Raw genomic sequence first — 23,231 nt, 5'->3', positions numbered from 1 at the left:
CGGGCCGGAGCCCGGGCCGTGCAGCGAGACCGCTCTCAACTGCCGGCCTCCAGGTCCGGTACGACCTCCCTCAGCTGCTCGACGCTGACCGCGCCGGCCCGCAGCAGGACCGGGACCTTGCCCGTGACGTCGACGATGGTCGAGGCCTGGGAGAAGTTGGCCACCCCGCCGTCGAGGTAGACCGAGACCGACTCGCCGAGCTGGGCGAACGCGTCGTCACAGGTGGCCGGCGACGGCCCGCCGGTCTTGTTGGCGCTGGAGACCGCCAGCGGCCCGGTGGTGTTGAGCAGCTCGATGGCGACGGGGTGCAGCGGCATCCGGACGGCGACCGTGCCCCGGGTCTCGCCGAGGTCCCAGCGCAGCGAGGGCTGGTGCTTGGCGACCAGGGTCAGCCCGCCCGGCCAGAACGCGTCGACCAGCTCCCAGGCCAGCTCGGAGAAGTCGGTGACCAGCCCGTGCAGCGTGGTCGGCGAGCCGACCAGCACCGGCGAGGGCATGTTCCGTCCCCGGCCCTTGGCGGCCAGCAGCCCGGCCACCCCCTCGGCGTTGAAGGCGTCGGCGCCGATCCCGTACAGGGTGTCGGTGGGCAGTACCACCAGTTCGCCCCGGCGGATCGCCGAGGCGGCCTCGCGCAGCCCGGTGGCTCGGTCCCCAGCGTCTGCACAGTCGTAGCGGCGGCTCATCGGTGCGGTCCCCTTCCGAGATGGCTCATGACGGTCCTGCTCAGCGCGTTCACAGCGATGCCTTACGCGCGGTGGTAAACCTGGGCCGGTTGTTCAGGTCCCGGTGGTCGGCGGCGTCGGTCCAGCCGCCCTCCTCGTTGAAGATCCACGGGACCTGGCCGCCCTGGGTGTCGGCGTGCTCGATCACGACCGCGCCCCCCGGGCGGAGCAGCCGGGCGGCGACCCGCTCGATGCCGCGGATGGTGTCGAGGCCGTCCTCACCCGAGAACAACGACATCTGCGGGTCGTGGTCGCGGGCCTCGGGCGCGACGTACTCCCACTCGGTGAGCGGGATGTACGGCGGGTTGCTGATCACCAGGTCGAAGCGGCCGTCCCAGGAGCGGTCGTCCTCGAACGCGCGGGTGGCGTCACCGGCGTGCAGGGTGACGCGGGACCGGTCGCCGCTGTTGGCGATGTTGCGGCGGGTGTACTGCAGCGCGCCCTCGTCCAGCTCGAACGCGTGCACCTCGCTGCGCGGCAGTTCCTGGGCCAGCGCCAGTGCGATCGCGCCGGAGCCGGTGCAGAGGTCGACCACCAGCGGTTCCGCGACGTCCATGTCGCGTACGGCGTCTATGGCCCACTCGACGACCGACTCGGTCTCCGGGCGGGGCACGAAGACACCCGGCCCGACCTCCAGCTCCAGGTACCGGAAGAACGCCCGCCCGGTGATGTGCTGGAGCGGCTCGCGCGCCTCACGGCGCGAGATCGCCTCCCAGTAGCGGGCGTCGAAGTCGGCGTCCTTCACGGTGTGCAGCTGGCTGCGCTTGACGTTGTGGACGTGTGCGGCGAGCTCCTCCGCGTCGAAGCGCGGCGACGGCACGCCGGCCGCGGCCAACCGCTGGGTGGCCTGGGCCACCTCGGCGAGCAGCAGGTTCATCCGACAGTCCCCTTGTCGCTCGGGTCAGTTCTCCTGAGCCGCGGCCAGCTTGGCCGCGGCATCGGTATCCACACAGGACTGGATGACCGCGTTGAGGTCGCCGTCCAGGACCTGGTCCAGGTTGTACGACTTGAAGCCCGTCCGGTGGTCCGAGATGCGGTTCTCCGGAAAGTTGTACGTCCGGATCCGCTCCGAGCGGTCCACCGTGCGGACCTGGCTGCGCCGCGCGTCCGAGGCTTCCTGCTCGGCTGCCTCCTGCGCGGCGGCGAGCAGCCGCGAACGCAGGATGCGCATGGCCTGCTCCTTGTTCTGGAGCTGGCTTTTCTCGTTCTGGCAGGACGCCACGATACCGGTCGGGACGTGGGTGATCCGGACCGCCGAGTCGGTGGTGTTGACGGACTGGCCGCCCGGGCCCGACGAACGGTACACGTCGATCCGCAGGTCGTTGGCGACGATCTCGACCTCGACCTCCTCGGCCTCCGGCGTCACCAGCACGCCGGCCGCCGAGGTGTGGATGCGGCCCTGCGACTCGGTGGCCGGCACCCGCTGCACCCGGTGCACGCCGCCCTCGTACTTCAGCCGGGCCCAGACGCCCTGGCCGGGCTCGGCTCCGCCCTTGGTCTTCACCGCGACCGAGACGTCCTTGTAGCCGCCGAGGTCGGACTCGTTGGCGTCGATCAGCTCGGTCTTCCAGCCGACCCGCTCGGCGAAGCGCAGGTACATCCGCAGCAGGTCGCCGGCGAACAGCGCGGACTCCTCGCCGCCCTCGCCCGCCTTGACCTCCAGGATGACGTCCTTGTCGTCGTTGGGGTCGCGCGGGACGAGCAGCAGGCGCAGCTCCTCGGTCAGCTCGTCGCGCCGGGCCTCGCCCGCCTTCACCTCGGCGATGAAGTCGGGGTCCTCGGCGGCGAACTCGCGCGCGGCCGCGATGTCGTCGACGGCCTGCTTCCAGGCGCGGTACGTGGACGTGATCGGGCTCAGCTCCGCGTAGCGCTTGGCGAGCTTGCGGGCGTTGTTCTGGTCCGAGTGGACCGACGGGTCGGCCAGCCTCTTCTCGAGGTCGGCGTGCTCGGTGAGGAGCTCTTCGACTGCCTCGAACATGGCGTGGGCCTACTTCCCGTGAGCTGCGCGGATGCGGTGAAAGGTGGGGACGGCCGCCGGCCGGCCGGCGTGCCGGGGGTGCGGCGAGGTGCGGGGACGCGAACGGCGCCGGTCCGGACGCCCCGGTCCGAAGACGGGGCGCCAGAGACCGGCGCCGTACGAGCGCTAGGCCTGATCGGCCTGCTTCGTGCTGAGGTTCTTGCCGAAACGCTGCTCGAAGCGGGCGACGCGGCCACCGGTGTCGAGGATCTTCTGCTTGCCGGTGTAGAAGGGGTGGCACTGCGAGCAGACCTCGGCGCGCATGACGCCACTGGTCTCGGTCGAGCGGGTGGTGAACTCGGCGCCGCAGGTGCAGGTCACCTGGGTGAGCACGTACTCGGGGTGAACGTTGGGCTTCAAGGGATGCTCCTAGTGATCGGGAGGGCACCGGGTCGGCGCCAGGAAGGCGCACGTGAACCGGGACCGACGTACCAGTCTGCCAGGACCGGCCGCATCTTCCCAAACCGGGTGCCGGCCGGAGATATTCCGACCGGCACCCGGGCCGGTCAGCCCGCCTTCGCGGAGGCGGCGCCGGCCGCGCTGTCGGCCGGGTTGGCGGGCTGGGCGCTGACGATCGACTGCGGCACCTGCTGGTCGGCCTTCAGGGCGGCCCAGAGCTGCGCCGCCTGCGGCTGGAGCTGGACCACCCGGTTCGGGTCGGCCGGGGCGGTGCCGACGGGCAGGGTGACCATCGTCAGATCGTTCGGGCCGATGCCCTTGAGGGTGCCGGCCAGGCCCATCAGGGAGGAGACCGAGGCCAGGTCGGAGTCGGTGGTGATGCTCCTGGTGAGCCGGTCGGCGACCGAGAACAGCTTGGCCGGGTTGGCGACCAGCCCGGCGCCGCCCACCTGCGCCATGATCGACTTCACCATCTGCTTCTGCAGCTCGATCCGGCCAAGGTCGCTGCCGTCCCCGACGCCGTGCCTGGTCCGGACGAAGGCGAGGCTCTGGCCGCCGTTCAGGTGGTGGGTGCCGGCCTGCAGGTTGAGCCCGCTGTCCTTGTCGTCGATGTTCACGGTGGTGGTGACGGTGACCCCGCCGATCGCGTCGATGAACCCGGCGAAGCCGGAGAAGTCGATCTCCACGAAGTGGTCCATCCGCAGCCCGGTGAGCGCCTCGGTGGTCTTCACCGCACAGGCCGGGCCGCCCACCTCGAACGCGGCGTTGAACATCGCGCTCCTTGCCCCCGGCACGGCCTTCCCGTCGGGGGCGACGCAGTCGGGGCGCGGGACGAGGGTGTCGCGCGGGATGCTCACCACGTCCGCGTGCGTGTGCGCCTGGTTGACGTGCACCACCATCGCGGTGTCCGAGCGGGCGGTGTCGCCGGTGTCGCCGCCGGCCAGGCTCGCGTTGCCGCCGGCCCGCGAGTCGGAGCCCAGCACCAGCACGTTGAACGACCCGTCGGTCGAGGCGGGCGGGCGGGCACTGCCGAGCTGGGCGTTGATGTCGACGCTCTTGATGTTCCCGTCGAGCTTCCAGTACACGTACCCGGCGGCCCCCGCGCCCACCACCAGCAGCCCCGCGAGGGAGAGCACGGCGGCGCGGACCAGCCGGCTCCGTCGGCTCCGGACCTTCTTGTGGTCGGCCATAACGTCTCACCCTCGCACCGTGCGACGTTTGTCGCTTTTCGCTGGTTCTGGTCGGTATGACCTTCTTGTCGAGGATAAGCGAACCACCGAGTCGTAAGTCCGGTTCTTAAGTCCCGCTCGGAACGGCCTGAGAAAACGGCCCGGAGCGGGCCCGGGGCGACTCGGACGCGTCCCCGCACAGGCCCCGCGACGGCCCCACCAAGGCCCGGCGAAGGCCCCGCAACGCTTCCCGGAACAGCGCGAAGCCCCGGACCGCAGCGCGGCCCGGGGCTTCGTCACTCGATGCTTCGTCAGTCGCCGGAGCCCGGCGTCGTCTTGGCGATCTGCATCAGGAACTCGCCGTTGCTCTTGGTCTGCTTCATCTTGTCCAGCAGCAGCTCGATCGCCTGCTGCGAGTCGAGCGCGTGCAGCACCCGGCGCAGCTTCCAGGTGATCGCCAGCTCGTCCTTGTCGAGCAGGATCTCCTCCTTGCGGGTGCTGGAGGCGTCCACGTCGACGGCCGGGAAGATGCGCTTGTCCGAGAGCTTGCGGTCGAGCTTGAGCTCCATGTTGCCGGTGCCCTTGAACTCCTCGAAGACGACCTCGTCGGCCCGGGAGCCGGTCTCCACCAGCGCGGTGGCGAGGATGGTCAGCGAGCCGCCGTTCTCGATGTTGCGCGCCGCGCCGAAGAACTTCTTCGGCGGGTAGAGCGCGGTCGAGTCGACACCACCGGACAGGATGCGGCCGGAGGCCGGCGCCGCCAGGTTGTAGGCGCGGCCCAGGCGGGTGATCGAGTCGAGCAGGATCACCACGTCGTGGCCCAGCTCCACCAGGCGCTTGGCGCGCTCGATGGCCAGCTCCGCGACCACGGTGTGGTCCTCGGCCGGGCGGTCGAAGGTCGAGGAGATGACCTCGCCCTTCACCGACCGCTGCATGTCGGTGACCTCTTCCGGACGCTCGTCGACCAGGACGACCATCAGGTGGCACTCGGGGTTGTTGTGGGTGATCGCGTTGGCGATCGCCTGCATGATCATCGTCTTGCCGGTCTTCGGCGGGGCGACGATCAGACCACGCTGGCCCTTGCCGATCGGCGACACCAGGTCGATGATGCGGGTGGTCAGGATGCCCGGGTCGGTCTCCAGCCGCAGGCGCTCCTGCGGGTAGAGCGGGGTGAGCTTGCCGAACTCGGGACGGCCGCGGCCGCTCTCCGGGTCCATGCCGTTGACGGAGTCCAGCCGCACCATGGCGTTGAACTTCTCGCGGCGCTCGCCGTCCTTGGGCTGGCGCACCGCACCGGTGATGGCGTCACCCTTGCGCAGGCCGTTCTTGCGGACCTGGGCGAGCGAGACGTAGACGTCGTTCGAACCGGGCAGGTAGCCCGAGGTCCGGACGAACGCGTAGTTGTCGAGGATGTCCAGGATGCCCGCGACGGGGATCAGCACGTCGTCGTCGTTGACCTGCACCTCGGGCACGTTGCCCTCGAAGCGCTCACCGCGGGTGCCGCGCCCACGGCGGTCGCGGTAGCGGCCACGGCGGCCACGGCGGCCGTCACCGAACTCGTCGTCCTCGTAGCCGCCGCCACCCTGCTGCTGCTGGGAGACCGGCTGGCGGTTCTGCTGACCGCTGTCCTGCGCGGCCGACTGGGCCTGCTGGCCCTGCTGGCCCTGCTGGCCGCCCTGGCGCTCGCCGCGCTCCGTACGCTCCGTCCGCTCCGGACGGTCCGTCCGGTCGCGGCGGTTACGGCGGTCACGGCGGGACTCGCGGGAGTCGCCGTCCTGGGCCGGCTGGCCCTCGCCGGCCTCCGGGCCCTCACGGCGGTCCCGGCGGTCGCGGCGGTCCCGGCGGGTCTCCGTCCGGGCCTCGCCCTCGAAGGTGCGGGTCTCGGCGCCGCGGGTGTCGGCCGTCCGGGTCTCGGTCTTGGCCTCCGCCACGGCGGGGGCGGCCGACTCGGCCACGACGTCGGTGGTCGGGGTGGTGACCGCCGAGGTGGCGCGGCGACGGGCCCGGCCGGCCTGGGCCGGCGCGGTCTCGGCGGCGGCCTGCACCGGGATCTCGATCTGCGCCTGCGGCTCGGCGGCCACGGCGGCGGCCCGCGAACGGCGGGCCGGCTTCTCCGCCACGGCGGCGGCCGGGGCGGCGGCGGGCGCGGCCTCGGCGGCCGGGGCGGCGGCCTTGGCGGCGCGCTTGGCGGGCGCGGCCGAAGTCGCGGCGCCGGCGAGCAGCGGGTCTCCGCCGCTCTTGTCCTTGATGGCATCGATCAGCTGGCTCTTGCGCAGCCGTCCGGTGCCGCTGATGCCGAGGGTCGAGGCGAGCTTCTGCAGCTCGGCCAGGACCAGGCCGTCCAGGCCCGCGGCGGCGGCGCGACGGCGCTTGGCCGGGGCCGCGGGGGCGGCGGCTGCGTCCGACGCTTCGGCGTCCGGGCGCGCGCCCATCAGATCGGTGGTGTCGCTCACTAAGGGTCCTTCCCTGGAGCGGACGTCGGCCTGTCTGGCTCGGCGACCGGTTGTGCTGTCCTGACCAACGCTCGTCTGCGTCGGTCCGAGGCTGTGGACCCCTCGAATGGCGGAGCCAGTCGGGGGGAAGCTGCGAGGTGCGGTGCACGGTGGTGCGAAGTGGCGCGGCGGGCCGGTCTCGTGCCGACCGCCCTCCTTGCCCGGCATCGGGCAGGAAACCCAGCTGCCTGCGATACCCGGGCCCCCGTCGCGTGGCGGCGGTCCGCGCTCCGCCCGGCTGTGCCTCAGGCTGGAGGCGGCGGGCGGGAGTCAGGTGCCGTCACGGCTTCGGGATGCGGCCGCAATCGCGCAGGCAGGCTGCGTACGCGCTGTGGAGGGCTCCCGGAGAATCGTCGTCCCGTACGTCCACATCTCCGTCCGGGCGGGCTTGCCGTACGAACCGGAGGTCGGGATCGAGACGCGTCGCACCGGGCCCCGGAGGGCATCTGGTGCAGCAATGAGGTTAACACTACCGACCCCCTGACACATTCCCCGGCCCTGTTCCTGTCAATCACCTTGGCCCGGCCCAAATCGCGGCCGCGTTCCCGCTGCTCAGCGCCTCACGCGTTGAGCGGGAGTACGGATGCGCCGGTGCGGTCGAGCTGGAGGCGGTGCGCGTCGAAGGCCGGCCCGGCGCCGCGCCGTCCGTCGCCCGGCTCGCTCCGCGATCCGGCGAACTGGAGCAGCTTGTCGGCCCCTTCGGCGTCCGTGAAGGCCAGCACCGTCGGCCCCGCGCCGGAGATGACCGCCGGGATGCCCTCCGCGCGCAGCGCGCCCACCAGCGCGGCGCTGTCGGGCATCGCGGAGGCGCGGTAGTCCTGGTGCAGGCGGTCCTCGGTGGCCGCGAGCAGCAGCTCGGGGCGGCGGGTGAGGGCCTCGACCAGCAGGGCGGAGCGCCCGGCGTTGACGGCGGCGTCCGCGAGCGGCACGGTCTTGGGCAGCAGGCCGCGGGCGGCCTCGGTGAGCACCTCGGTGGCCGGGACGAAGACGACCGGCACGACCTGCTCGGACGGCTCCAGGGTGACCGCCTTGGCGGAGTCCTCGTCCGTCCAGGCGATGGTGAACCCGCCACGCAGACAGGCGGCGACGTTGTCGGGGTGGCCCTCCAGCTCGGAGGCGAGGGCCAGCATCGCGTCGTCGTCCAGGGCGGCCGCACCGCCGATGGTGACGGCACGGGCCGCGACGATGCCGGCGCAGATCGCGGCGGAGGAGGAGCCCAGGCCGCGGCCGTGCGGTATCCGGTTGGCGCAGACGATCTCCAGACCGCGCGGCTGGCCGCCGAGCCGGTCGAAGGCGGCCCGCATCGAGCGGACCAGCAGGTGGCGCTCGTCCCGGGGCAGCGTCTCGGCGCCCTGGCCGGCGATGTCGACGGAGAGGCCGGACTCGGCGACCCGGACCACCACGTCGTCGTAGAGGCCCAGGGCGAGTCCGAAGGCGTCGAAGCCAGGGCCGAGGTTGGCGCTGGTCGCGGGGACCCGGACCCGGACGGCGGCGGCACGGAACGCAGGACCAGCCATGTGGTGGGACTCTCCTGGGGATTGATACTCGGGGCGGCCCGGTGGGAGGGCCTGCGGCGACACGTGGGCGGGGTCTTCACGACAAGCCCCGGCGGGCGGGCGCTCATCGGTCATGGCGCGGCCCGTCGGGGCCAGACTATCGAAGAGAGGTTCCACAGCGGTACACCCCGCCGCCTTTCGATCGGCCGTGTTGCCCTTTCTGGCCGGAAAGTGCGTGAAATCATCCCTGTTCGACGTGCGATGAATGACACAAAGGTGTCATCCGAAACCCGTGGTGGACCGACCCCCGAAAGAGTCGGTCCACCGGTGACAGGCTGTCAGCACCGCCCGCCCGTCGGCCCTGCGGGCGCGCGGGCCGGGCGGGCGACGGCGGGTGGGCGGGCGTCAGTCGAGCAGCCCGAGCCGCTGGGCGGCGGCCTCCGCGTCGATCGGGACGACGTGCGGCTGCGGTGCGCCGGCCACCGCCCAGTCCGGGTCCTTCAGGCCGTTTCCGGTCACGGTGCAGACGATCCGCTGCCCCGGGTCCACCAGGCCCTGCTCGACGGCCTGCAGCAGACCGGCCACGCTCGCGGCCGAGGCGGGCTCCACGAAGACGCCCTCCTGGGAGGCCAACAGCCGGTAGGCGGACAGGATCTGACGGTCCGTCACCTTGTCGATGAGCCCGCCCGACTCGTCCCGCGCGGCGATCGCGAAGTCCCAGGAGGCCGGGTTGCCGATCCGGATCGCGGTCGCGATGGTCTGCGGCTTGAGCACCGGGTGCCCGTCCACGATCGGCGCCGAACCGGAGGCCTGGAAGCCCCACATCCGGGGCGTGCGGGTGGCGAGGCCGTCGGCGGCGTACTCGCGGTAGCCCTTCCAGTAGGCCGTGATGTTGCCCGCGTTGCCGACCGGCAGGACGTGGATGTCGGGCGCGTCGCCGAGCATGTCCACGATCTCGAAGGCGGCGGTCTTCTGGCCCTCGATCCGGACCGGGTTCACCGAGTTGACCAGCGCCACCGGGTACTTCTCGGACAGTTCACGCGCAAGAGTGAGGCAGTCGTCGAAGTTCCCGTCCACCTGGAGGATCTTCGCGCCGTGCACCAGCGCCTGGCCCATCTTGCCGAGCGCGATCTTGCCCTGCGGGACGAGCACGGCCGAGACCATGCCGGCCCGCACCGCGTACGCGGCGGCCGAGGCCGAGGTGTTGCCGGTGGAGGCGCAGATGACGGCCTGGGCGCCGTCCTCCTTGGCCTTGGAGATCGCCATCGTCATACCGCGGTCCTTGAAGGACCCGGTCGGGTTGGCGCCCTCGACCTTGAGGTAGACCTCGCAGCCGGTGCGCTCGGAGAGCACCTGCGCGGGGACGAGGGGCGTGCCGCCCTCCAGCAGGGTGACCACGGGGGTGGAGTCGCTGACCGGCAGGCGGTCGCGGTACTCCTCGATGAGGCCGCGCCACTGGTGGGTGTGCGCTCTGTCGATGACGGCGTTCATGGTGCTACCTACTCCCCTTCAACCCGCATGATGCTGGCCACGTCACGCACGCTGTCCAGCGCGCGGAGCTTGTCCACCGTCGCCGACAGCGCGGCGTCGGTGGCGCGGTGGGTGACCACGACGAGCGAGGCGTCGCCGTCGCGGCCCTGCTGGCGCACGGTGTCGATGGAGACGCCGTGCTCGGCGAAGACGGACGCCACCTGGGCGAGCACGCCCGCGCGGTCGTCCACGTCCAGGCTGACGTGGTACCGGGTGATGACCTGGTCCATCGGCTTGGCCGGCAGCTGGGTGTACACCGAGTCGCGCGGGCCGGTGGTGCCGTTCACCTTGTTGCGGCAGACCGCGACCAGGTCGCCCAGCACCGCGGAGGCGGTCGGCGCGCCACCGGCGCCCGGACCGTAGAACATCAGCCGCCCGGCCGCCTCGGCCTCGACGAACACCGCGTTGTACGCCTCGCGGACGGAGGCCAGCGGGTGGCTCAGCGGCAGCATCGCGGGGTGCACCCGGGCGGTGACGGACTCGCCGTCCGCCGCGCGCTCGCAGATGGCGAGCAGCTTGACCACGCAGCCCATCGCCTTCGCGGAGGCGATGTCGGCGGCGGTCACCTCGGTGAGGCCCTCGCGGTAGACGTCGGCGGCGGTGACCTTGGTGTGGAAGGCGATGCCCGCCAGGATCGCGGCCTTCGCGGCGGCGTCGAAGCCCTCGACGTCGGCCGTCGGGTCCGCCTCGGCGTAGCCGAGCGCGGTGGCCTCCTCCAGTGCCTCGGAGTACCCGGCGCCGGTGGTGTCCATCTTGTCGAGGATGAAGTTGGTGGTGCCGTTGACGATGCCCAGCACCCGGTTGACCTTGTCCCCCGCGAGCGACTCGCGCAGCGGGCGGATCAGCGGGATGGCACCGGCCACGGCGGCCTCGTAGTACAGGTCGACCCCGGCCGCGGCGGCGGCCTCGTGCAGCTCGGCGCCGTCCTTGGCCAGCAGCGCCTTGTTGGCGCTGACCACCGAGGCGCCCTGCTTGAACGCCGAGAGGATGAGCTGTTTGGACGGCTCGATCCCGCCGACCACCTCGATCACGACGTCGATGTCACCCCGGTTCACCAGCGCCTGGGCGTCCGTGGTGAGCAGGTGCTCGGGCACACCGGGCCTGGCCCGCCCGGCCCGGCGGACGGCGATGCCCGCCAGCTCGACCGGCGCGCCGATCCGCGCGGCGAGGTCGGCGGCGTCCGTCGTCATGATGCGCGCCACCTCGGAGCCCACCACACCACAGCCCAGCAACGCCACCTTCAGCGGGCGCGTACGCATCATCCGACTCCGCTCTGCATTCTTCGTCCCGGCGGGCGGTTTCCCGGCTCTGCGCGAGGGCCCTCGGGGGTTCGGTTACGTCGACCGCGGTACTTCGTCAGGTATCCCGGTCGCTACCAGTCTCCGGGACATCCCGCGCGAATCTACGGGCGTTCCAGAATCTGAGACAAGGATTTCGTCATCCGATATCGAGACGCAAGAGATCCTCTTCCGTCTCCCTGCGCACGATCACCCGGGCGCCCTCGGCGTTCACCGCGACCACCGGCGGCCGCAGCGCGTGGTTGTAGTTGCTCGCCATCGAACGGCAGTAGGCGCCGGTCGCGGGCACCGCGATCAGGTCACCGGCCGTGAGGTCGGCGGGCAGGAAGGCGTCCCGGACCACGATGTCGCCGGACTCGCAGTGCTTGCCGACCACCCTGACCAGCATCGGGGCCGCGTCGCTGGTGCGCGACACCAGCGCGACGGAGTACTCGGCGTCGTAGAGCGCGGTGCGGATGTTGTCCGACATGCCGCCGTCCACGCTGACGTACGTCCGCAGGCCTTCGAGCGGCTTGATCGTGCCGACCTCGTACAGCGTGAACGCGGTCGGACCGACGATCGCGCGGCCCGGCTCGACCGAGATCCGGGGGGCGTTCAGCCGCGCGGAGGCGCACTCGCGGCGGACGATCTCGGCCAGCGAGGCGGCGATCTCGGCGGGCTGCTTCGGGTCGTCCTCGCTGGTGTACGCGATGCCGAGGCCGCCGCCGAGGTCGATCTCGGGCAGCTCGACGCCGTGCTCGTCCCGGATCTCGGCCAGCAGGCCGACCAGGCGGCGGGCGGCGACCTCGAACCCGGCGGTGTCGAAGATCTGCGAGCCGATGTGCGAGTGGATGCCGCGCAGCTCCAGGCCGTCCTTCGCGAGCACCCGGCGGACGGCCTCCGCCGCCGCGCCGCCGGTCAGCGAGAGGCCGAACTTCTGGTCCTCGTGCGCGGTGGCGATGAACTCGTGGGTGTGCGCCTCGACGCCGACCGTGACGCGGATCAGGACGGGCTGGCGCACGCCCTGGCGCTCGGCGATCGCGGCCAGCAGCTCGATCTCCTGGTACGAGTCGACCACGATGTGCCCGACACCGACCTTGACGGCGTGCTCCAGCTCGTCGGGCGTCTTGTTGTTGCCGTGCAGCGCGATCCGCTCGCCCGGCATCCCGGCGGCCAGCGCCACGGCCAGCTCGCCCGCGCTGCACACGTCGAGGTTGAGGCCCTCCTCGCGCAGCCAGCGGACCACCGCCTTGGACAGGAACGCCTTGCCCGCGTAGAACACGTCCGCGTCCGCGCCGAACGCCTCCCGCCAGGCCCGGGCCCGGGCCCGGAAGTCCTGCTCGTCCAGGATGTACGCCGGGGTGCCGAACTCCGCCGCCAGCGCCTTCACGTCCAGCCCGCCGACGGTGGCCACGCCCTCGGCGTTGCGGGCCACCGTGGCGGCCCAGATCTTCGGGTCGAGCGCGTTGAGGTCGCTCGGCGGGGCCAGGTAGTGCCCCTCCGGCAGCACGTCTCCGTGGCGCGGGCCGGCGGGGTGTGCGGAGCGGCTCATGTGCGGGTCTCTTCCTCTGTCGGACTCCGGCCGGCCCCGGTGGAACGTGCCGGACTCTGTGGAAAGGGGCGGTGACGGTCGTCTGCCGACCGTCACCGCCCCGTGCGCCTGGGGGCGGGTTACATCCGCTCGGGCGCGGAGACGCCGAGCAGGGCGAGGCCGTTGGCGATCACCGTGCGCGTCGCGTCGGCGAGCCAGAGGCGGGCGTGCGTGAGGTCGGTGACCTCCTCGTCGCCCTTCGGCAGGATCTGGCAGTGGTCGTAGAACCGGTGGTAGTCCCGGGCGACCTCCTCCAGGTAGCGCGCCACCCGGTGCGGCTCGCGCAGCTCGCCGGCCGCCGCGATCACCCGGGGGAACTCGCCGAGCTGGCCGAGCAGGTCGGACTCCCACTCGGTGGCGAGCAGCTCCGGTTTGAAGTCCTCGGACTTGGTGATACCCAGGTCGTTCGCCTTGCGCTGGACGCCGCACATCCGGGTGTGCGCGTACTGGACGTAGAAGACCGGGTTCTCGTTGGTCTGGCTGGTCAGCACGTTGATGTCGAGCGTGATGGTCGAGTCGGTGGGTGACCGCACGAGGGTGTACCGGGCCGCGTCGACACCGATCCACTCGACCACGTCGTCGATCGTGATGATGTTGCCGGCCCGCTTGGACATCCGGACCTCTTCGCCGTCGCGAAGCATCTTCACGAACTGGCCGATCTTCACCTCGATGTTGCGGTCCATGTCGTCGCCGGCACAGGCGGCGATGGCCTTGAGGCGGTTCACGTACCCGTGGTGGTCGGCGCCGAGCATGTAGACCGAGACCTCGCTGCCCCGGTCCCGCTTGCTCAGGTAGTAGGCGGCGTCGGCGGCGAAGTACGTCGTCTCGCCGTCGGCCTTGATCAGGACCCGGTCCTTGTCGTCGCCGAAGTCGGTGGTGCGCAGCCAGATCGCACCCTCCTGGTCGAAGACGTGGCCCTGCTCGCGCAGCCGCTCGATCGCCTTCTCGACGGCGCCGGAGTCGTGCAGCGTCTTCTCGGAGAACCAGGTGTCGAAGTGGGTGCCGAACTCGGTCATGGAGCGCTGGATCTCGGCGACCATGAGCGCGAGGCCCTCGGTGCGGAAGACCTCCAGCTGCTCGTCCTCGGGGAGGTCGAGGATGCCCGGGACGCCGTCGGTCAGCGCCTTGGCGATGTCGACCACGTACTCGCCGACGTAGCCGCCCTCGGGAGCGGGCCGGCCGTTGGCGACGGCCTGGAGCGAGGCGGCGAACTTGCCGATCTGCACGCCGGCGTCGTTCAGGTAGTACTCGGTGGAGACCTCGGCGCCGGTGGCCTTGAGAACGCGCGCGAGCGAGTCGCCGACGGCCGCCCAGCGGACGCCGCCGATGTGGATCGGGCCGGTCGGGTTCGCCGACACGAACTCCAGGTTGATCTTCAGGCCCTTGAGCGCCTCGTTGCGGCCGTAAGCGGCACCGGCCTCGACGATCCTCCGGGCCAGCTCGCCCTGGGTGGCGGCGTCGAGGGTGACGTTCAGGAAGCCCGGTCCGGCGATGTCGACCTTCGCGACGCCGGGCAGCTCTCGCAGGCGCGCGGCGACCAGTTCGGCCACTGCTCGCGGCGGCTTGCCGGCCGCCTTCGCGAGCTGGAGGGCCACGTTCGTCGCGTAGTCGCCGTGGTCCCTGTTCTTGGGCCGTTCGACCGTCACGTGCTCGGGCACGGCGACGGTCAGCTCGCCCGCCTCGACGGCGGTGCGAACTGCGGCCTGGACTGCCTGGGAAAGCTCTGCGGGTGTCACGCCGCCAAGCCTAGGCGAGAGAGGGGATGGGCCCGCCACCCGGTTTACCCGTTGAGACGCCCGTACGGGTCCGGGAGGGGGGCTGGAACGCCACCGGGCCCGCCGCGTTCGCTCAGGGCGGAACTGTGCCGGGATCCGGCCGAGCCGTCCCCGAATCCGTAGGCGAAGCCCCGGGCGCCGCCCGACCCGCCCTCCGCCCGCAACGCCATCAGCCGCCGGACCAGCGCCACCAGATCGGCCGGGTCGAACGGCTTGCCGAGATAACCGTCCACACCGACCGACTCGCCACGGTCCAGATCGGCGGGCGTGCACGCACTCACTATGGCGATCGGCAGCCGGGCCGTCGCCGGCGCGGCCCGCAGCCGGGCCGCCGTCCGCAGGCCGTCCAGCCGGGGCATCAGCACATCGAGCGTCACCACGTCGGGGTTCACCCGGCCCACCACTTCGAGGCACTCCGCCCCGTCGGCAGCCGTCACCACCTGGAACCCCTCCAGCTCCAGGTTGACCCTGATCAGTTGGCGGATCACCTCGCTGTCGTCCACCACGAGGACCCGCCCGGACGGTTCGGCCACATCACCGAGGGTAGCCGTGCGGCGGCCCGCCCGTCCGGGCTTTGCGCACTTCCCCGGGGACGCCCCCGGACACCCCGGATCGCCGCCTGCCGAAACCCGTGCCCGGGCACCGGCCACGGCCTGGTAATGTTCTCCACGTCGCCAGCAACACGGGGCGGCACCAAGTAGGCCCCCGTAGCTCAGGGGATAGAGCACCGCCCTCCGGAGGCGGGTGCGCAGGTTCGAATCCTGCCGGGGGCACTTCGCAAGAAGTGCTGCAAAGGCCCAGGTCAGCGGAGTCATCCGCCAGCCTGGGCCTTCGTCATGTTCCGGGGCCGCCAGGGCATCCGGGCGGCCGCCCCGCCGCTGCCGACGGCCTCCCCTCCCGGGCAGGCCGCGGCCTGCCCGGCCTGCGACCGCTCGTCACATCGGGCCGTTGCCGACCTTGATCTCGTACGCCAGCCGGAAGTTGTCGGCCGCGAGGACGATGTCGGCCGTCTCGACGGCGAGTTCGCCGGCCCAGTGGGTGCGCTCGATGGAGAGCACCGTGGCGCCGAGCGGGATCCCGAGGCGGTCGGCCTCCGCTTCGAGCGCCGGACGCGCCGCGACGTCCTCGGTCACCCGGGTGACCGTGAGGCCGATGCGCGCCAGGCGCTCCACGACCCCGCAGCCCGCGAGCGGGCCGAACTCCGGCAGCGCCACGTCGGTGCCCTCGGTGACGGCGACCGGCTCCCAACTCGTCGCCAGCTGGACGGCCTTGCCGTCCGTCCGGAAGACGTACTGCGACTGCGTCAGCGGATCGCCGCCGGCCACCCCGAGCCGGGCGGCCAGCGAGGTGGTCGCGTACGTCTTCTGCGTCCTGCCGGTCCACGAGGGCTCGACCCCGCGCGCCGTACTCTCGGCGGCGAACGGGCTGCTGGCCGAGTGGTAGTTCCCCCGCGCCATCCGCACCTGGGCCGGCCGCGCCCGGACGTAGGTGCCCGACCCGGGACGCCCCTCGACCAGGCCCTCGGCGGTCAGCACGCGCAGCGCCTGCCGGACCGGCTGCTCGGAGAGCCCGTGCTCCACGCACAGCTCCGAGATGCTCGGCACCTTCGACTCCGGCTCGCGCGCACCGGAGAGGATCTCGCCTCGGAGGACATCCGCCAGCCGCAGATAGGCCGGTCGTCCCAACTCGCCCACGGGCACTCCTCATCCGACGGGTTTCTCGGATCAGCTTGACAAGCTTGGATGCTAGCTTTCAAGCTCGGATTCGAGCTTTGCGGACAGTCGGAAACCCGGCCCGCAGGCATCCGTGAACGGCGCCCGGCCCCCGCCGGGCCACCCGGTTCCGAGGGGCGCCGGATGCGCCGACGACCGTCCGGCGGGGCACCCGCGACCCGCCCCGGCCAGGCACTTCCCGTCGTCGTGGACACTTGGCGCAGGCGCGGGGCCCGGGATCGCACCCGGTCACGCTGGGTTCGGAAACGCCGGGCTAGCATCCCCGCAGGCCGACTTCGACCGCCTCGTAACCGCCGGAGGGACCCCCGTGCGCAACCCGTTCAGAGCCGACGGTCCGGTCCAGCGGACGATGCCCTTCCTCGGCCTGGCCCTCGCCGTCGACCTCTACCTCCAGTCCCGCTCCCTGCTCTGGGCGCTGAGTGCGGGCGTCATGGCGGTACCGAGCTGCCACGAGATCTACCGGCAGATCCGGTCGTACCGCCGGAAGTGACGACGGCGCACCACCGGGCCGCACGCCCCTCGGCCGGACCGGAACCGGCCCGGCGGCCCCCGGTGGCCGGACACCCGGGAGAAGGCTGTCACAACGTCAACTGTGCCTTCCATCGGAGGAATTGCCGCACTCCGCGAATATTCGTTCGAGGCGGGTCGATAGCATCGGGGCATGGGACCTTTGAAGCCGGACACCGGCGAACTCGTACTGGGGCTGATCCTTTTCTTCCTGATCTTCGGCGTGCTGGGGAAGTTCCTGCTCCCCCGGGTGGAGCGGAACCTCGCGGCGCGGGCGGACGCGATCGACGGCGGCCTCGAACGGGCCGAAGCGGTACGGGCGGAGGCCGAGCAGGTCTACGCGGAGTACCAGGCGGAGCTGAGCGCGGCGCGGCACGACGCGGCGGCGATACGGCAGCAGGCCGCCGAGCAGGGGGCCGCGCTGCTGGCGGAGGTGCGGGCCGAGGGGCAGCGGCAGCGGGACTCGCTGGTGACCGCCGCGCAGGTGCAGCTGGCGGCCGACCGGGTGATCGCCGAGGCCGAGCTGCGGGCCGATGTGGTGGCGCTGGCCACCGAGTTGGCCGGGCGGGTGGTCGGTGAGCCGCTCGGCGGCCTGCCGGGGTACGCGGCGGTCGTCGACCGGTTCTTCGCCGAGGTGGAGGGCTTCGAAGCCGGGACGGCGGACACCAGGGCCTGACCGTGCCGACGGGCCGGCCGGGCGGGCGCCCCGAGGTGGTCCGGCGCCCCCGGCCGGTCAGGCCGAGCCGGCCACAGCCTGCTGGTAGAGGTCCTCGATGGTGTGGTCGAAGTAGGCGCTGTACGAGGTGTCGTCGGTGTCGCCGCCCTGCTGGTAACCGCCGATGACGCCGACCACCTTCGCGGTGTCGGTGTCGATCCAGGGGCCGCCGCTGGTGCCGGCCGCGTAGGAGGGGCAGTCGATGCGGCGCTGGTAGGTGTCCTGGCGGCTGGTGGCGTTGGTGCAGAGCAACGGCACCTCGCTGGTGTCCGGGTAGCCGTAGAGGCGGACGACGGTGGAGAAGTCCACCTGGAGGCCCAGGATGTTGCCGCCGACCACGTCCTCGATGTTCCGGCCGCCGTTCTGGCCGACCTGGAGGATCGCGAAGTCCTCGTCCGGGTCGCCGCCCTGGCTCCAGCCGGTGGTGGTGTACGCCTTGGTGACCGGCCAACTGCCGTACGGCGCCTGGCCGTCGTGGTACCCCGGGGCGAACGAGAGGCCGTCCGGGGTGACGATGCAGTGCGCGGCGGTCAGGATCAGGTTCTTGGTGCTGCTGTGCAGCACGCTCGCCGTGCAGGAGTGGTTTCCGGCGGCCACCGCGCCCACGAAGAGCGCGCCGACCCGGGACGACTCGGTGTTGGCGGGGGCGGGCGTGGTGGTGCCGAGCGCGGCCGGCGCGACGGCCTGCGGGGCGGCGGTGGAGGGGGCGCCGGCCGGGCGGCCCGCCTCGTCGCCTCCCCCGGCGGCGGGGGCCGAGGAGGAGGCGGAGGCGGAGGGCACGGGCGAGGGGGATGCGGAGGACTCGGAGGACGAGGAGACCGCAGGTGACGGCGAGGGGGACGACGGGGCCGGAGAAGTCGGCGGGGCCGCCGTGGCGGTCGGGATCAGGGAGGCGGTCCTGGCGGCCGGGGAGCGCGCGGTGAAGGCGGTGGCCTGGCTGGTCAGCGTGTCGATACCGGCTATCGCGGCGATGACGGCGAGCACGAGTGCCGAGGTCAACGCCACAGGTCGGTGCATCACCCGGCGTGCCTTTCGATGACGGGTCATCAGGTACGTCACTCCTGCCCAGCCTGCGGTCCCCGTACGCACGGGATCCTGCGCGTACGGTCAGACACTATGGGCTGATCAACTGGAAATCCCGTGATCCTATGCTGGGAGCCCGGTGAGAATCTCCAGGTCGGCGCTGTGCGGTTGCTCTCACCGGATTCGTTGCCCCGTTTCGGGGCCGATCGTCCGGCGGCGGCTTCCGGACCGCCGGACAACGGCGAGCCCCCGGCGGACGCTTCCGCAGGGGGCTGTCGGGAGAGGACGGGAGCAGTGGCGCGAGCCGCTCAGGCCAGCACCTCGGCGGTGGACTCCTCCTTCGCGCCCACGGCTTCCCCGGGCGCCGGACGGTGGTTGATCAACAGGAAGGCGATGACCGACGCGCAGAGCAGGATGCCCATCGCGACTCCGGTGGCCACCGCGTAGCCGCGCACCGAGCCGGCCGCCTTCACCAGGGGGTCGGCCGCGTTCCGGCCCACCAGGTAGGTGGTCGTGACACTGGCGGCGATGGTGTTGAGGAGCGCGGTGCCGATCGAGCCGCCCACCTGCTGGGCGCTGTTGATGGTCGCCGCCGCCGCACCCGCCTCGTCGGGCGCGACGCCGAGGGTGGCCAGGCTCATCGACGGCATGAAGACCAGGCCCATGCCCAGGCCGAGCAGGATTTCGGCGGGCAGCACCATGGCCGCATACGGGCTGTCCACCTTCATCTGGGTCAGCCAGGCCATGCCGGAGGCGGCCAGCAGCAGCCCGGGGACGATCAGGTTCCGGGACGGCACCCGGGTCATCAGCCGGGCCGCGATGCCGGTCGAGCTCAGGATGATCGCGCCGACCATCGGGAGGTAGGCGACGCCCGCCATGACCGGGGAGTAGTGCTTCACGCCCTGGAGGTAGAAGGTCAGGAACAGGAAGAGGCCGAACATCCCGATCACGGCCAGGCCCACCGCGAGCGCGGCGCCGCCGCGGTTGCGGTCGCCGATGATGTGGGTCGGCAGCAGCGCGTGCGGCGTACGGCGCTCGACCAGGACGAAGACGGCCAGCATCGCGGCGCCCAGGAGCAGGCAGCCCACCACGAGCCCGTCGCCCCACCCGCGCGACTCGGCCTCCGAGGTGCCGTACACGATCGCGAGCAGACCGCCGCAGCCGAGGAACGCTCCGGGCAGGTCGAGTTTGACCCGGTGGCCCTTGTCGATGTGGTCCCGCTTGAGCAGGTAGAACGCGCCGATGGCGGCGCCGATCGCGATCGGGACGTTCACGAAGAGGCACCAGCGCCAGCTGAGGTACTCCGTCAGCAGGCCGCCGGCGATGAAGCCGATGCCCGCGCCGCCGCCCGCGATGGCTCCGAAGATGCCGAACGCCGTGGCCCGTTCCTTCGGGTCAGAGAAGGTGTTGGAGAGCAGCGAGAGCGCCGACGGTGCGAGGACGGCGCCGAAGGCACCCTGGAGGGCGCGGGCGGCGAAGAGCATCGCCGGGTCGGTGGCGAACCCGCCGATCGCGGAGGCCAGCGCGAAGCCGATCAGGCCGATGGTGAAGGTCCGTTTGCGGCCGAAGAGGTCGCCGATCCGGCCGCCGAGCAGCAGCAGTCCGCCGAAGGCCAGCGTGTAGGCGGTGATCACCCACTGGCGGTTCCCGTCGGATATCCCCAGTGAGTGCTGGGCGGAGGGTAGTGCGATGTTCACGATGGTCGCGTCGAGCACGATCATCAGCTGGGCGATGGCGATGATGGCCAGGGCCCACCAGCGGCGTGGATCAACCGCCTGGTCGTCGGGAGCGTGCTGGGGAGACACCGTGGGCCGCCTTCCGGAGGGAGCTGGGCTTGGCGTACGCAGCGCTCTCTCAAGGGAAGCTCGCGGGGCGGCGATGGGCAAGACAATTTGCTGGAAAATGTCACGAAATGGGACAAAAGACCGATCGGCTCACGGACCTGCGACCGAGACCGGGGACGCCTGCGGGCCCGCGAACCGCAGCCCGGAAGGCGCCGGTCGGGGCCGTGGGCAGTCGGGGCCGTGGGCAGTCGGGGCCGTGGGCGGAGGGAACAGCAGGCGGACGGGCCCCGGCCGGCCCGGGAGCGCTGGGGGCGCGCCGGGCCGGCCGGAGAGTCGGGTCGGATCGGGTCAGGTCGGGTCAGAGCGCGCTGAGCTCCGCGACCAGGTCGTCCAGGCCCAGCGACCCCTGGGAGAGCGCCGCCATGTGCCACGCCTTCAGGTCGAACTCCTCGCCCCGCGCCTCGGCGGCGGCCTTCGCCCCCTCGCGGCCCAGCAGCCAGGCGCGCTCGCCGAGCTTGTAGCCGATCGCCTGCCCGGGCATGCCGAGGTAGCGGATCAGCTCGCTGTCCAGGAACTCGGCCGAGAGCCCACAGTACCGGCCGAAGAACACGCGGGCGTCGTCCGGCCGCATCAGCTCGCCGGGCAGGTACGGGGAGTCGGCCGGGAACTCCAGGCCGGCGTGCATGCCGATGTCGACGATCACCCGCAGCGCCCGCATCATCTGCGCGTTCAGGTAGCCGAGGCGGTGGCCCGGGTCGGTGAGGTAGCCGAGCTCGTCCATCAGGCGCTCGGCGTAGAGCGCCCAGCCCTCCAGGTTGGCGCTGACGCCGCCCAGGGTGACCTGGTAGGTGGAGAGCCGGTCGGCGACGTACGTCCACTGCGCGAGCTGGAGGTGGTGGCCGGGAACGCCCTCGTGGTACCAGGTCGAGACCAGGTCCCAGACCGGGAAGCTCTCGCGGCCCAGCGTCGGCAGCCAGGTCCGGCCGGGGCGGGAGAAGTCGAGCGAGGGCGCGGTGTAGTACGGCGCGGCGGCGCTGCCGGAGGGCGCGAGCCTCGACTCGACCTTGAGCAGCGGGTCGGCGAGGTCGAAGTGGACGCCCTGGAGGTCGCTGATGGCCTGGCTCATCAGGCCCTGCAGGTACTCGCGGGCGTTCTCCTCGCCCTTGATCGCCGGGCCGTCCGTCTCCAGCCACTTCATCGCCTGCATCGGCGTGCTGCCCGGAAGCACCCGCTCGGCCTCGGCGCGCATCTGCGCGTCCAGGTCGCGGAACTGCGCCCAGGCCCAGGTGTACGCCTCGTCGATGTCGAGGTCGGCGCCGGTCCAGTAGCGGACCCAACGGGAGTAGCGCTCACGGCCGATGGTGTCCGGGACGTCCGCCGCGGCCGGGCCGTAGACGTCGCGCAGCCAGTCGCGCAGGTCCGCCAGCGCGGCGGAGGCCGCCACGGCGGTGTCGGTCAGACCGTCCCGCAGCGCCTCGGGCGCGTCCTGGACGAAGGACCCGAACCAGCCGCCGGGGGTCTCGCCCGCCAGCCACTCGGCGATCTGCCCGACCACGGTCTCGACCTGCCGGGGGCCGGAGAGCCGCCCCTGCGCGATGCCCTCGGCGAGCAGCGCCCGGTACTGCTCCAGCGCCAGCGGGACGCGGGCCAGCCGGCGGCCGACCACGCCCCACTCCTGGTCCGTCCCGGTGCTCATCAGGGTGAACACCTCGCGGACGCTGTGCACCGGCGAGCCGAGGTTGCGGACGGCGCGGAAGTGCTCGCCCGCGTCGTGGACGGCGAGTTCGGCGGTCAGCCGCTCGCGCAGCAGGCGGGCGCAGCGGCGCTCGGCCTCGTCGGCCGCGGCGCCGGCGGCCTCGGCGGCGTCGAGCTTGGCGAGGGTGTCGCGGGAGAGCTCGGCAAGGGCGTCGTGGCCCTGCGGGGAGAGATCCGGGAGGCGGTCGTCCTCCGGGTTGAGCCCAAGGTAAACCGCCGTCAGCGGGTCGAGCTCGGCAAGGGCGTGGACATAGGCGTCGGCGATACGGCGAGGGGTGGTGCCGTCGGCGGGTGAGTTGATCAGTTCTTCAACCATTCGGCCATCTTTTCGCAGCCGAGCCGCTTTGCAAGCCCCTGGGGCGGGTTTGACCCCACCGGTCCTCCGGCCGGCACCTCCCCGGTACCCTCCCCCGCACCCGCCGCCGAGCCCTGCTACCGGCCCCTGTGCGGGAACCGCCGGGAGCGCCAGGCCGTGACGGGGTCCCAGGTCGGCCGGCCCCGGGTGAGGGGGTAGCAGGCGAAGCCGATCAGCACCGCGCTGAAGTGCCCGAGGTCGGTGAAGGTGTGCGAGGTGAGGAGCGGGACCAGGTAGAACAGCAGCACGCCGCCGCCGTACAGCCACCGCCAACGGCCGGCGAAGCGGTAGCAGAGCACCGCCTCGACCCCCGCCAGCGCGTAGGAGACGCCGACGTCCACGGTGTCGGCCAGGCTGCTCGGCAGGCGTCCGCCGTGCACGCCCAGGGCGACGACGCCCTCACTGACGAAGGTGGCCAGCACGTGGGCGGCCAGGGCGACGGTGAGCCAGCGGCGGGTGCCGAGCCAGCGTTCGGCGGGGACGTGGAAGATGTTGAAGATCACGAAGTAGAAGGCGAAGTTCGCCTGTTCCGTCCAGATCGCGCTGGCCAGCAGCGCGTGCACCGGACGGGAGGTCAGCTGGTCGATGTTGGTGCTGCGTTTGGCGAGGAACCAGTCCAGGCTGGCGGGGTCGATCCGGGCCACCACGAAGCTGGTGGCGGCGAGGATCAGCAGCCAGACGTACGTACCGGGCGCGGAGCGGACCCAGGCCCGTACGCCCCGGATCGCGTGTACGAGCCCGCCCCCGCCCCCGCGCGCGATCCGGCCGGCGAGCCGGTGAGCGCGCCCGGTGGCCTGCCCGCCCGCCTGTACGCCCGCACGCCCGCTCTCGCGCTCACCCGCGCTCTCGCCCGCCTGCCCGTCCTCGGCCGGTCGCTGCATCCGTCGTTCC

The 23,231-nt window shown here is 72.1% G+C and carries 19 protein-coding genes and 1 tRNA gene; 3 read left to right on the top strand and 17 right to left on the bottom strand.

The genetic code is table 11. The features are described 5' to 3' along the window. Positions 1-35 precede the first annotated feature (35 nt). The 12 genes from ABD330_RS03205 to ABD330_RS03150 all read right to left on the bottom strand — a co-directional run bounded on the left by ABD330_RS03205 (position 36) and on the right by ABD330_RS03150 (position 15,001). Positions 36-683 carry an L-threonylcarbamoyladenylate synthase gene (locus tag ABD330_RS03205; RefSeq protein WP_280715281.1) on the bottom strand — a complete coding sequence of 216 codons (648 nt, stop codon included), beginning with the start codon at positions 681-683 and terminating at the stop codon, positions 36-38. Between the two features lie 49 nt (positions 684-732). Further along, positions 733-1,599 (bottom strand): peptide chain release factor N(5)-glutamine methyltransferase, encoded by an 867-nt coding sequence (gene prmC / locus ABD330_RS03200; RefSeq protein WP_344460378.1) that lies wholly within the window; start codon positions 1,597-1,599, stop codon positions 733-735. 24 nt (positions 1,600-1,623) lie between these two features. Next, complete coding sequence (gene prfA, locus ABD330_RS03195; protein WP_344460376.1) at positions 1,624-2,700, bottom strand: peptide chain release factor 1; 1,077 nt, start codon at positions 2,698-2,700, stop codon at positions 1,624-1,626. A gap of 165 nt (positions 2,701-2,865) precedes the next feature. Continuing rightward, positions 2,866-3,099, bottom strand: a complete 234-nt coding sequence (gene rpmE, locus ABD330_RS03190) for a 50S ribosomal protein L31 (RefSeq protein ID WP_344460374.1) — start codon at positions 3,097-3,099, stop codon at positions 2,866-2,868. 146 nt (positions 3,100-3,245) lie between these two features. After that, positions 3,246-4,328, bottom strand: coding sequence for an LCP family protein (locus tag ABD330_RS03185; RefSeq protein WP_344460372.1), 1,083 nt, complete (start codon positions 4,326-4,328; stop codon positions 3,246-3,248). A gap of 290 nt (positions 4,329-4,618) precedes the next feature. After that, complete coding sequence (gene rho / locus ABD330_RS03180) at positions 4,619-6,760, bottom strand: transcription termination factor Rho (RefSeq protein ID WP_344460370.1); 2,142 nt, start codon at positions 6,758-6,760, stop codon at positions 4,619-4,621. Between the two features lie 599 nt (positions 6,761-7,359). Continuing rightward, entirely contained in the window at positions 7,360-8,316 is a 957-nt protein-coding gene (thrB, locus tag ABD330_RS03175) for a homoserine kinase (RefSeq protein WP_344460368.1), read from the bottom strand. Positions 8,317-8,700: 384 nt separating this feature from the next. Beyond that, on the bottom strand, positions 8,701-9,786 hold the full coding sequence (gene thrC / locus ABD330_RS03170) for a threonine synthase (protein ID WP_344460366.1): 1,086 nt from the start codon (positions 9,784-9,786) through the stop codon (positions 8,701-8,703). A gap of 8 nt (positions 9,787-9,794) precedes the next feature. Continuing rightward, positions 9,795-11,087 carry a homoserine dehydrogenase gene (locus ABD330_RS03165; RefSeq protein WP_344460364.1) on the bottom strand — a complete coding sequence of 431 codons (1,293 nt, stop codon included), beginning with the start codon at positions 11,085-11,087 and terminating at the stop codon, positions 9,795-9,797. Between the two features lie 175 nt (positions 11,088-11,262). Next, positions 11,263-12,654: a diaminopimelate decarboxylase gene (gene lysA / locus ABD330_RS03160; RefSeq protein WP_344460362.1), complete on the bottom strand. Its 1,392-nt coding sequence runs from the start codon at positions 12,652-12,654 to the stop codon at positions 11,263-11,265. 119 nt (positions 12,655-12,773) lie between these two features. After that, positions 12,774-14,429 carry an arginine--tRNA ligase gene (gene argS, locus ABD330_RS03155; RefSeq protein ID WP_344460360.1) on the bottom strand — a complete coding sequence of 552 codons (1,656 nt, stop codon included), beginning with the start codon at positions 14,427-14,429 and terminating at the stop codon, positions 12,774-12,776. Positions 14,430-14,473: 44 nt separating this feature from the next. Next, positions 14,474-15,001 (bottom strand): response regulator, encoded by a 528-nt coding sequence (locus tag ABD330_RS03150; protein ID WP_344460358.1) that lies wholly within the window; start codon positions 14,999-15,001, stop codon positions 14,474-14,476. A gap of 168 nt (positions 15,002-15,169) precedes the next feature. Between ABD330_RS03150 and ABD330_RS03145 the strand changes: the two genes are divergently transcribed. Then, a tRNA-Arg gene (locus ABD330_RS03145) sits at positions 15,170-15,241 on the top strand. Between the two features lie 162 nt (positions 15,242-15,403). Here the strand turns inward: ABD330_RS03145 and ABD330_RS03140 are convergent. Further along, the gene (locus tag ABD330_RS03140; RefSeq protein WP_344460356.1) at positions 15,404-16,162 is read right to left on the bottom strand and encodes a GntR family transcriptional regulator; all 759 of its coding nucleotides are present in this window, start codon (positions 16,160-16,162) and stop codon (positions 15,404-15,406) included. A gap of 346 nt (positions 16,163-16,508) precedes the next feature. On the opposite strand from ABD330_RS03140, the gene ABD330_RS03135 reads away from it, so the two are divergent. Both ABD330_RS03135 and atpF read left to right on the top strand, forming a co-directional pair. Then, a complete protein-coding gene (locus ABD330_RS03135) occupies positions 16,509-16,691 on the top strand; it encodes a hypothetical protein (protein ID WP_344460354.1) in 183 nt (60 codons plus the stop codon). Positions 16,692-16,862: 171 nt separating this feature from the next. Beyond that, complete coding sequence (atpF, locus tag ABD330_RS03130) at positions 16,863-17,384, top strand: F0F1 ATP synthase subunit B (RefSeq protein WP_344460352.1); 522 nt, start codon at positions 16,863-16,865, stop codon at positions 17,382-17,384. Between the two features lie 57 nt (positions 17,385-17,441). On the opposite strand, the gene ABD330_RS03125 is transcribed toward atpF, so the two are convergent. From ABD330_RS03125 to ABD330_RS03110, 4 genes are all read right to left on the bottom strand, one after another. After that, the gene (locus ABD330_RS03125) at positions 17,442-18,470 is read right to left on the bottom strand and encodes a trypsin-like serine peptidase (RefSeq protein WP_344460350.1); all 1,029 of its coding nucleotides are present in this window, start codon (positions 18,468-18,470) and stop codon (positions 17,442-17,444) included. Between the two features lie 284 nt (positions 18,471-18,754). Next, positions 18,755-20,251 carry an MFS transporter gene (locus tag ABD330_RS03120; protein ID WP_344460348.1) on the bottom strand — a complete coding sequence of 499 codons (1,497 nt, stop codon included), beginning with the start codon at positions 20,249-20,251 and terminating at the stop codon, positions 18,755-18,757. Between the two features lie 337 nt (positions 20,252-20,588). Further along, positions 20,589-22,301 carry a DUF885 domain-containing protein gene (locus ABD330_RS03115; RefSeq protein ID WP_344460346.1) on the bottom strand — a complete coding sequence of 571 codons (1,713 nt, stop codon included), beginning with the start codon at positions 22,299-22,301 and terminating at the stop codon, positions 20,589-20,591. Positions 22,302-22,417: 116 nt separating this feature from the next. Then, positions 22,418-23,221 carry a rhomboid-like protein gene (locus ABD330_RS03110; RefSeq protein WP_344460344.1) on the bottom strand — a complete coding sequence of 268 codons (804 nt, stop codon included), beginning with the start codon at positions 23,219-23,221 and terminating at the stop codon, positions 22,418-22,420. Positions 23,222-23,231 lie beyond the last annotated feature (10 nt).

Origin of the sequence: Kitasatospora kazusensis (assembly GCF_039529945.1) — a bacterium.
Lineage (GTDB): Bacteria > Actinomycetota > Actinomycetes > Streptomycetales > Streptomycetaceae > Kitasatospora > Kitasatospora kazusensis.
The sequence above is the reverse complement of the archived record's forward strand: the minus strand, read 5'-3'. Positions and strand labels throughout refer to the sequence as shown.

Excerpts from the sequence above, each read along its gene's own strand:
- ABD330_RS03115 (WP_344460346.1), bottom strand. The coding sequence starts at position 22,301 with ATGGTTGAAGAACTGATCAACTCACCCGCCGACGGCACCACCCCTCGC.
- prfA (WP_344460376.1), bottom strand. The coding sequence starts at position 2,700 with ATGTTCGAGGCAGTCGAAGAGCTCCTCACCGAGCACGCCGACCTCGAG.
- prmC (WP_344460378.1), bottom strand. The coding sequence starts at position 1,599 with ATGAACCTGCTGCTCGCCGAGGTGGCCCAGGCCACCCAGCGGTTGGCC.
- atpF (WP_344460352.1), top strand. The coding sequence starts at position 16,863 with ATGGGACCTTTGAAGCCGGACACCGGCGAACTCGTACTGGGGCTGATC.
- ABD330_RS03165 (WP_344460364.1), bottom strand. The coding sequence starts at position 11,087 with ATGATGCGTACGCGCCCGCTGAAGGTGGCGTTGCTGGGCTGTGGTGTG.
- ABD330_RS03205 (WP_280715281.1), bottom strand. The coding sequence starts at position 683 with ATGAGCCGCCGCTACGACTGTGCAGACGCTGGGGACCGAGCCACCGGG.
- ABD330_RS03125 (WP_344460350.1), bottom strand. The coding sequence starts at position 18,470 with ATGACCCGTCATCGAAAGGCACGCCGGGTGATGCACCGACCTGTGGCG.
- ABD330_RS03185 (WP_344460372.1), bottom strand. The coding sequence starts at position 4,328 with ATGGCCGACCACAAGAAGGTCCGGAGCCGACGGAGCCGGCTGGTCCGC.
- lysA (WP_344460362.1), bottom strand. The coding sequence starts at position 12,654 with ATGAGCCGCTCCGCACACCCCGCCGGCCCGCGCCACGGAGACGTGCTG.
- thrC (WP_344460366.1), bottom strand. The coding sequence starts at position 9,786 with ATGAACGCCGTCATCGACAGAGCGCACACCCACCAGTGGCGCGGCCTC.
- thrB (WP_344460368.1), bottom strand. The coding sequence starts at position 8,316 with ATGGCTGGTCCTGCGTTCCGTGCCGCCGCCGTCCGGGTCCGGGTCCCC.
- ABD330_RS03110 (WP_344460344.1), bottom strand. The coding sequence starts at position 23,221 with ATGCAGCGACCGGCCGAGGACGGGCAGGCGGGCGAGAGCGCGGGTGAG.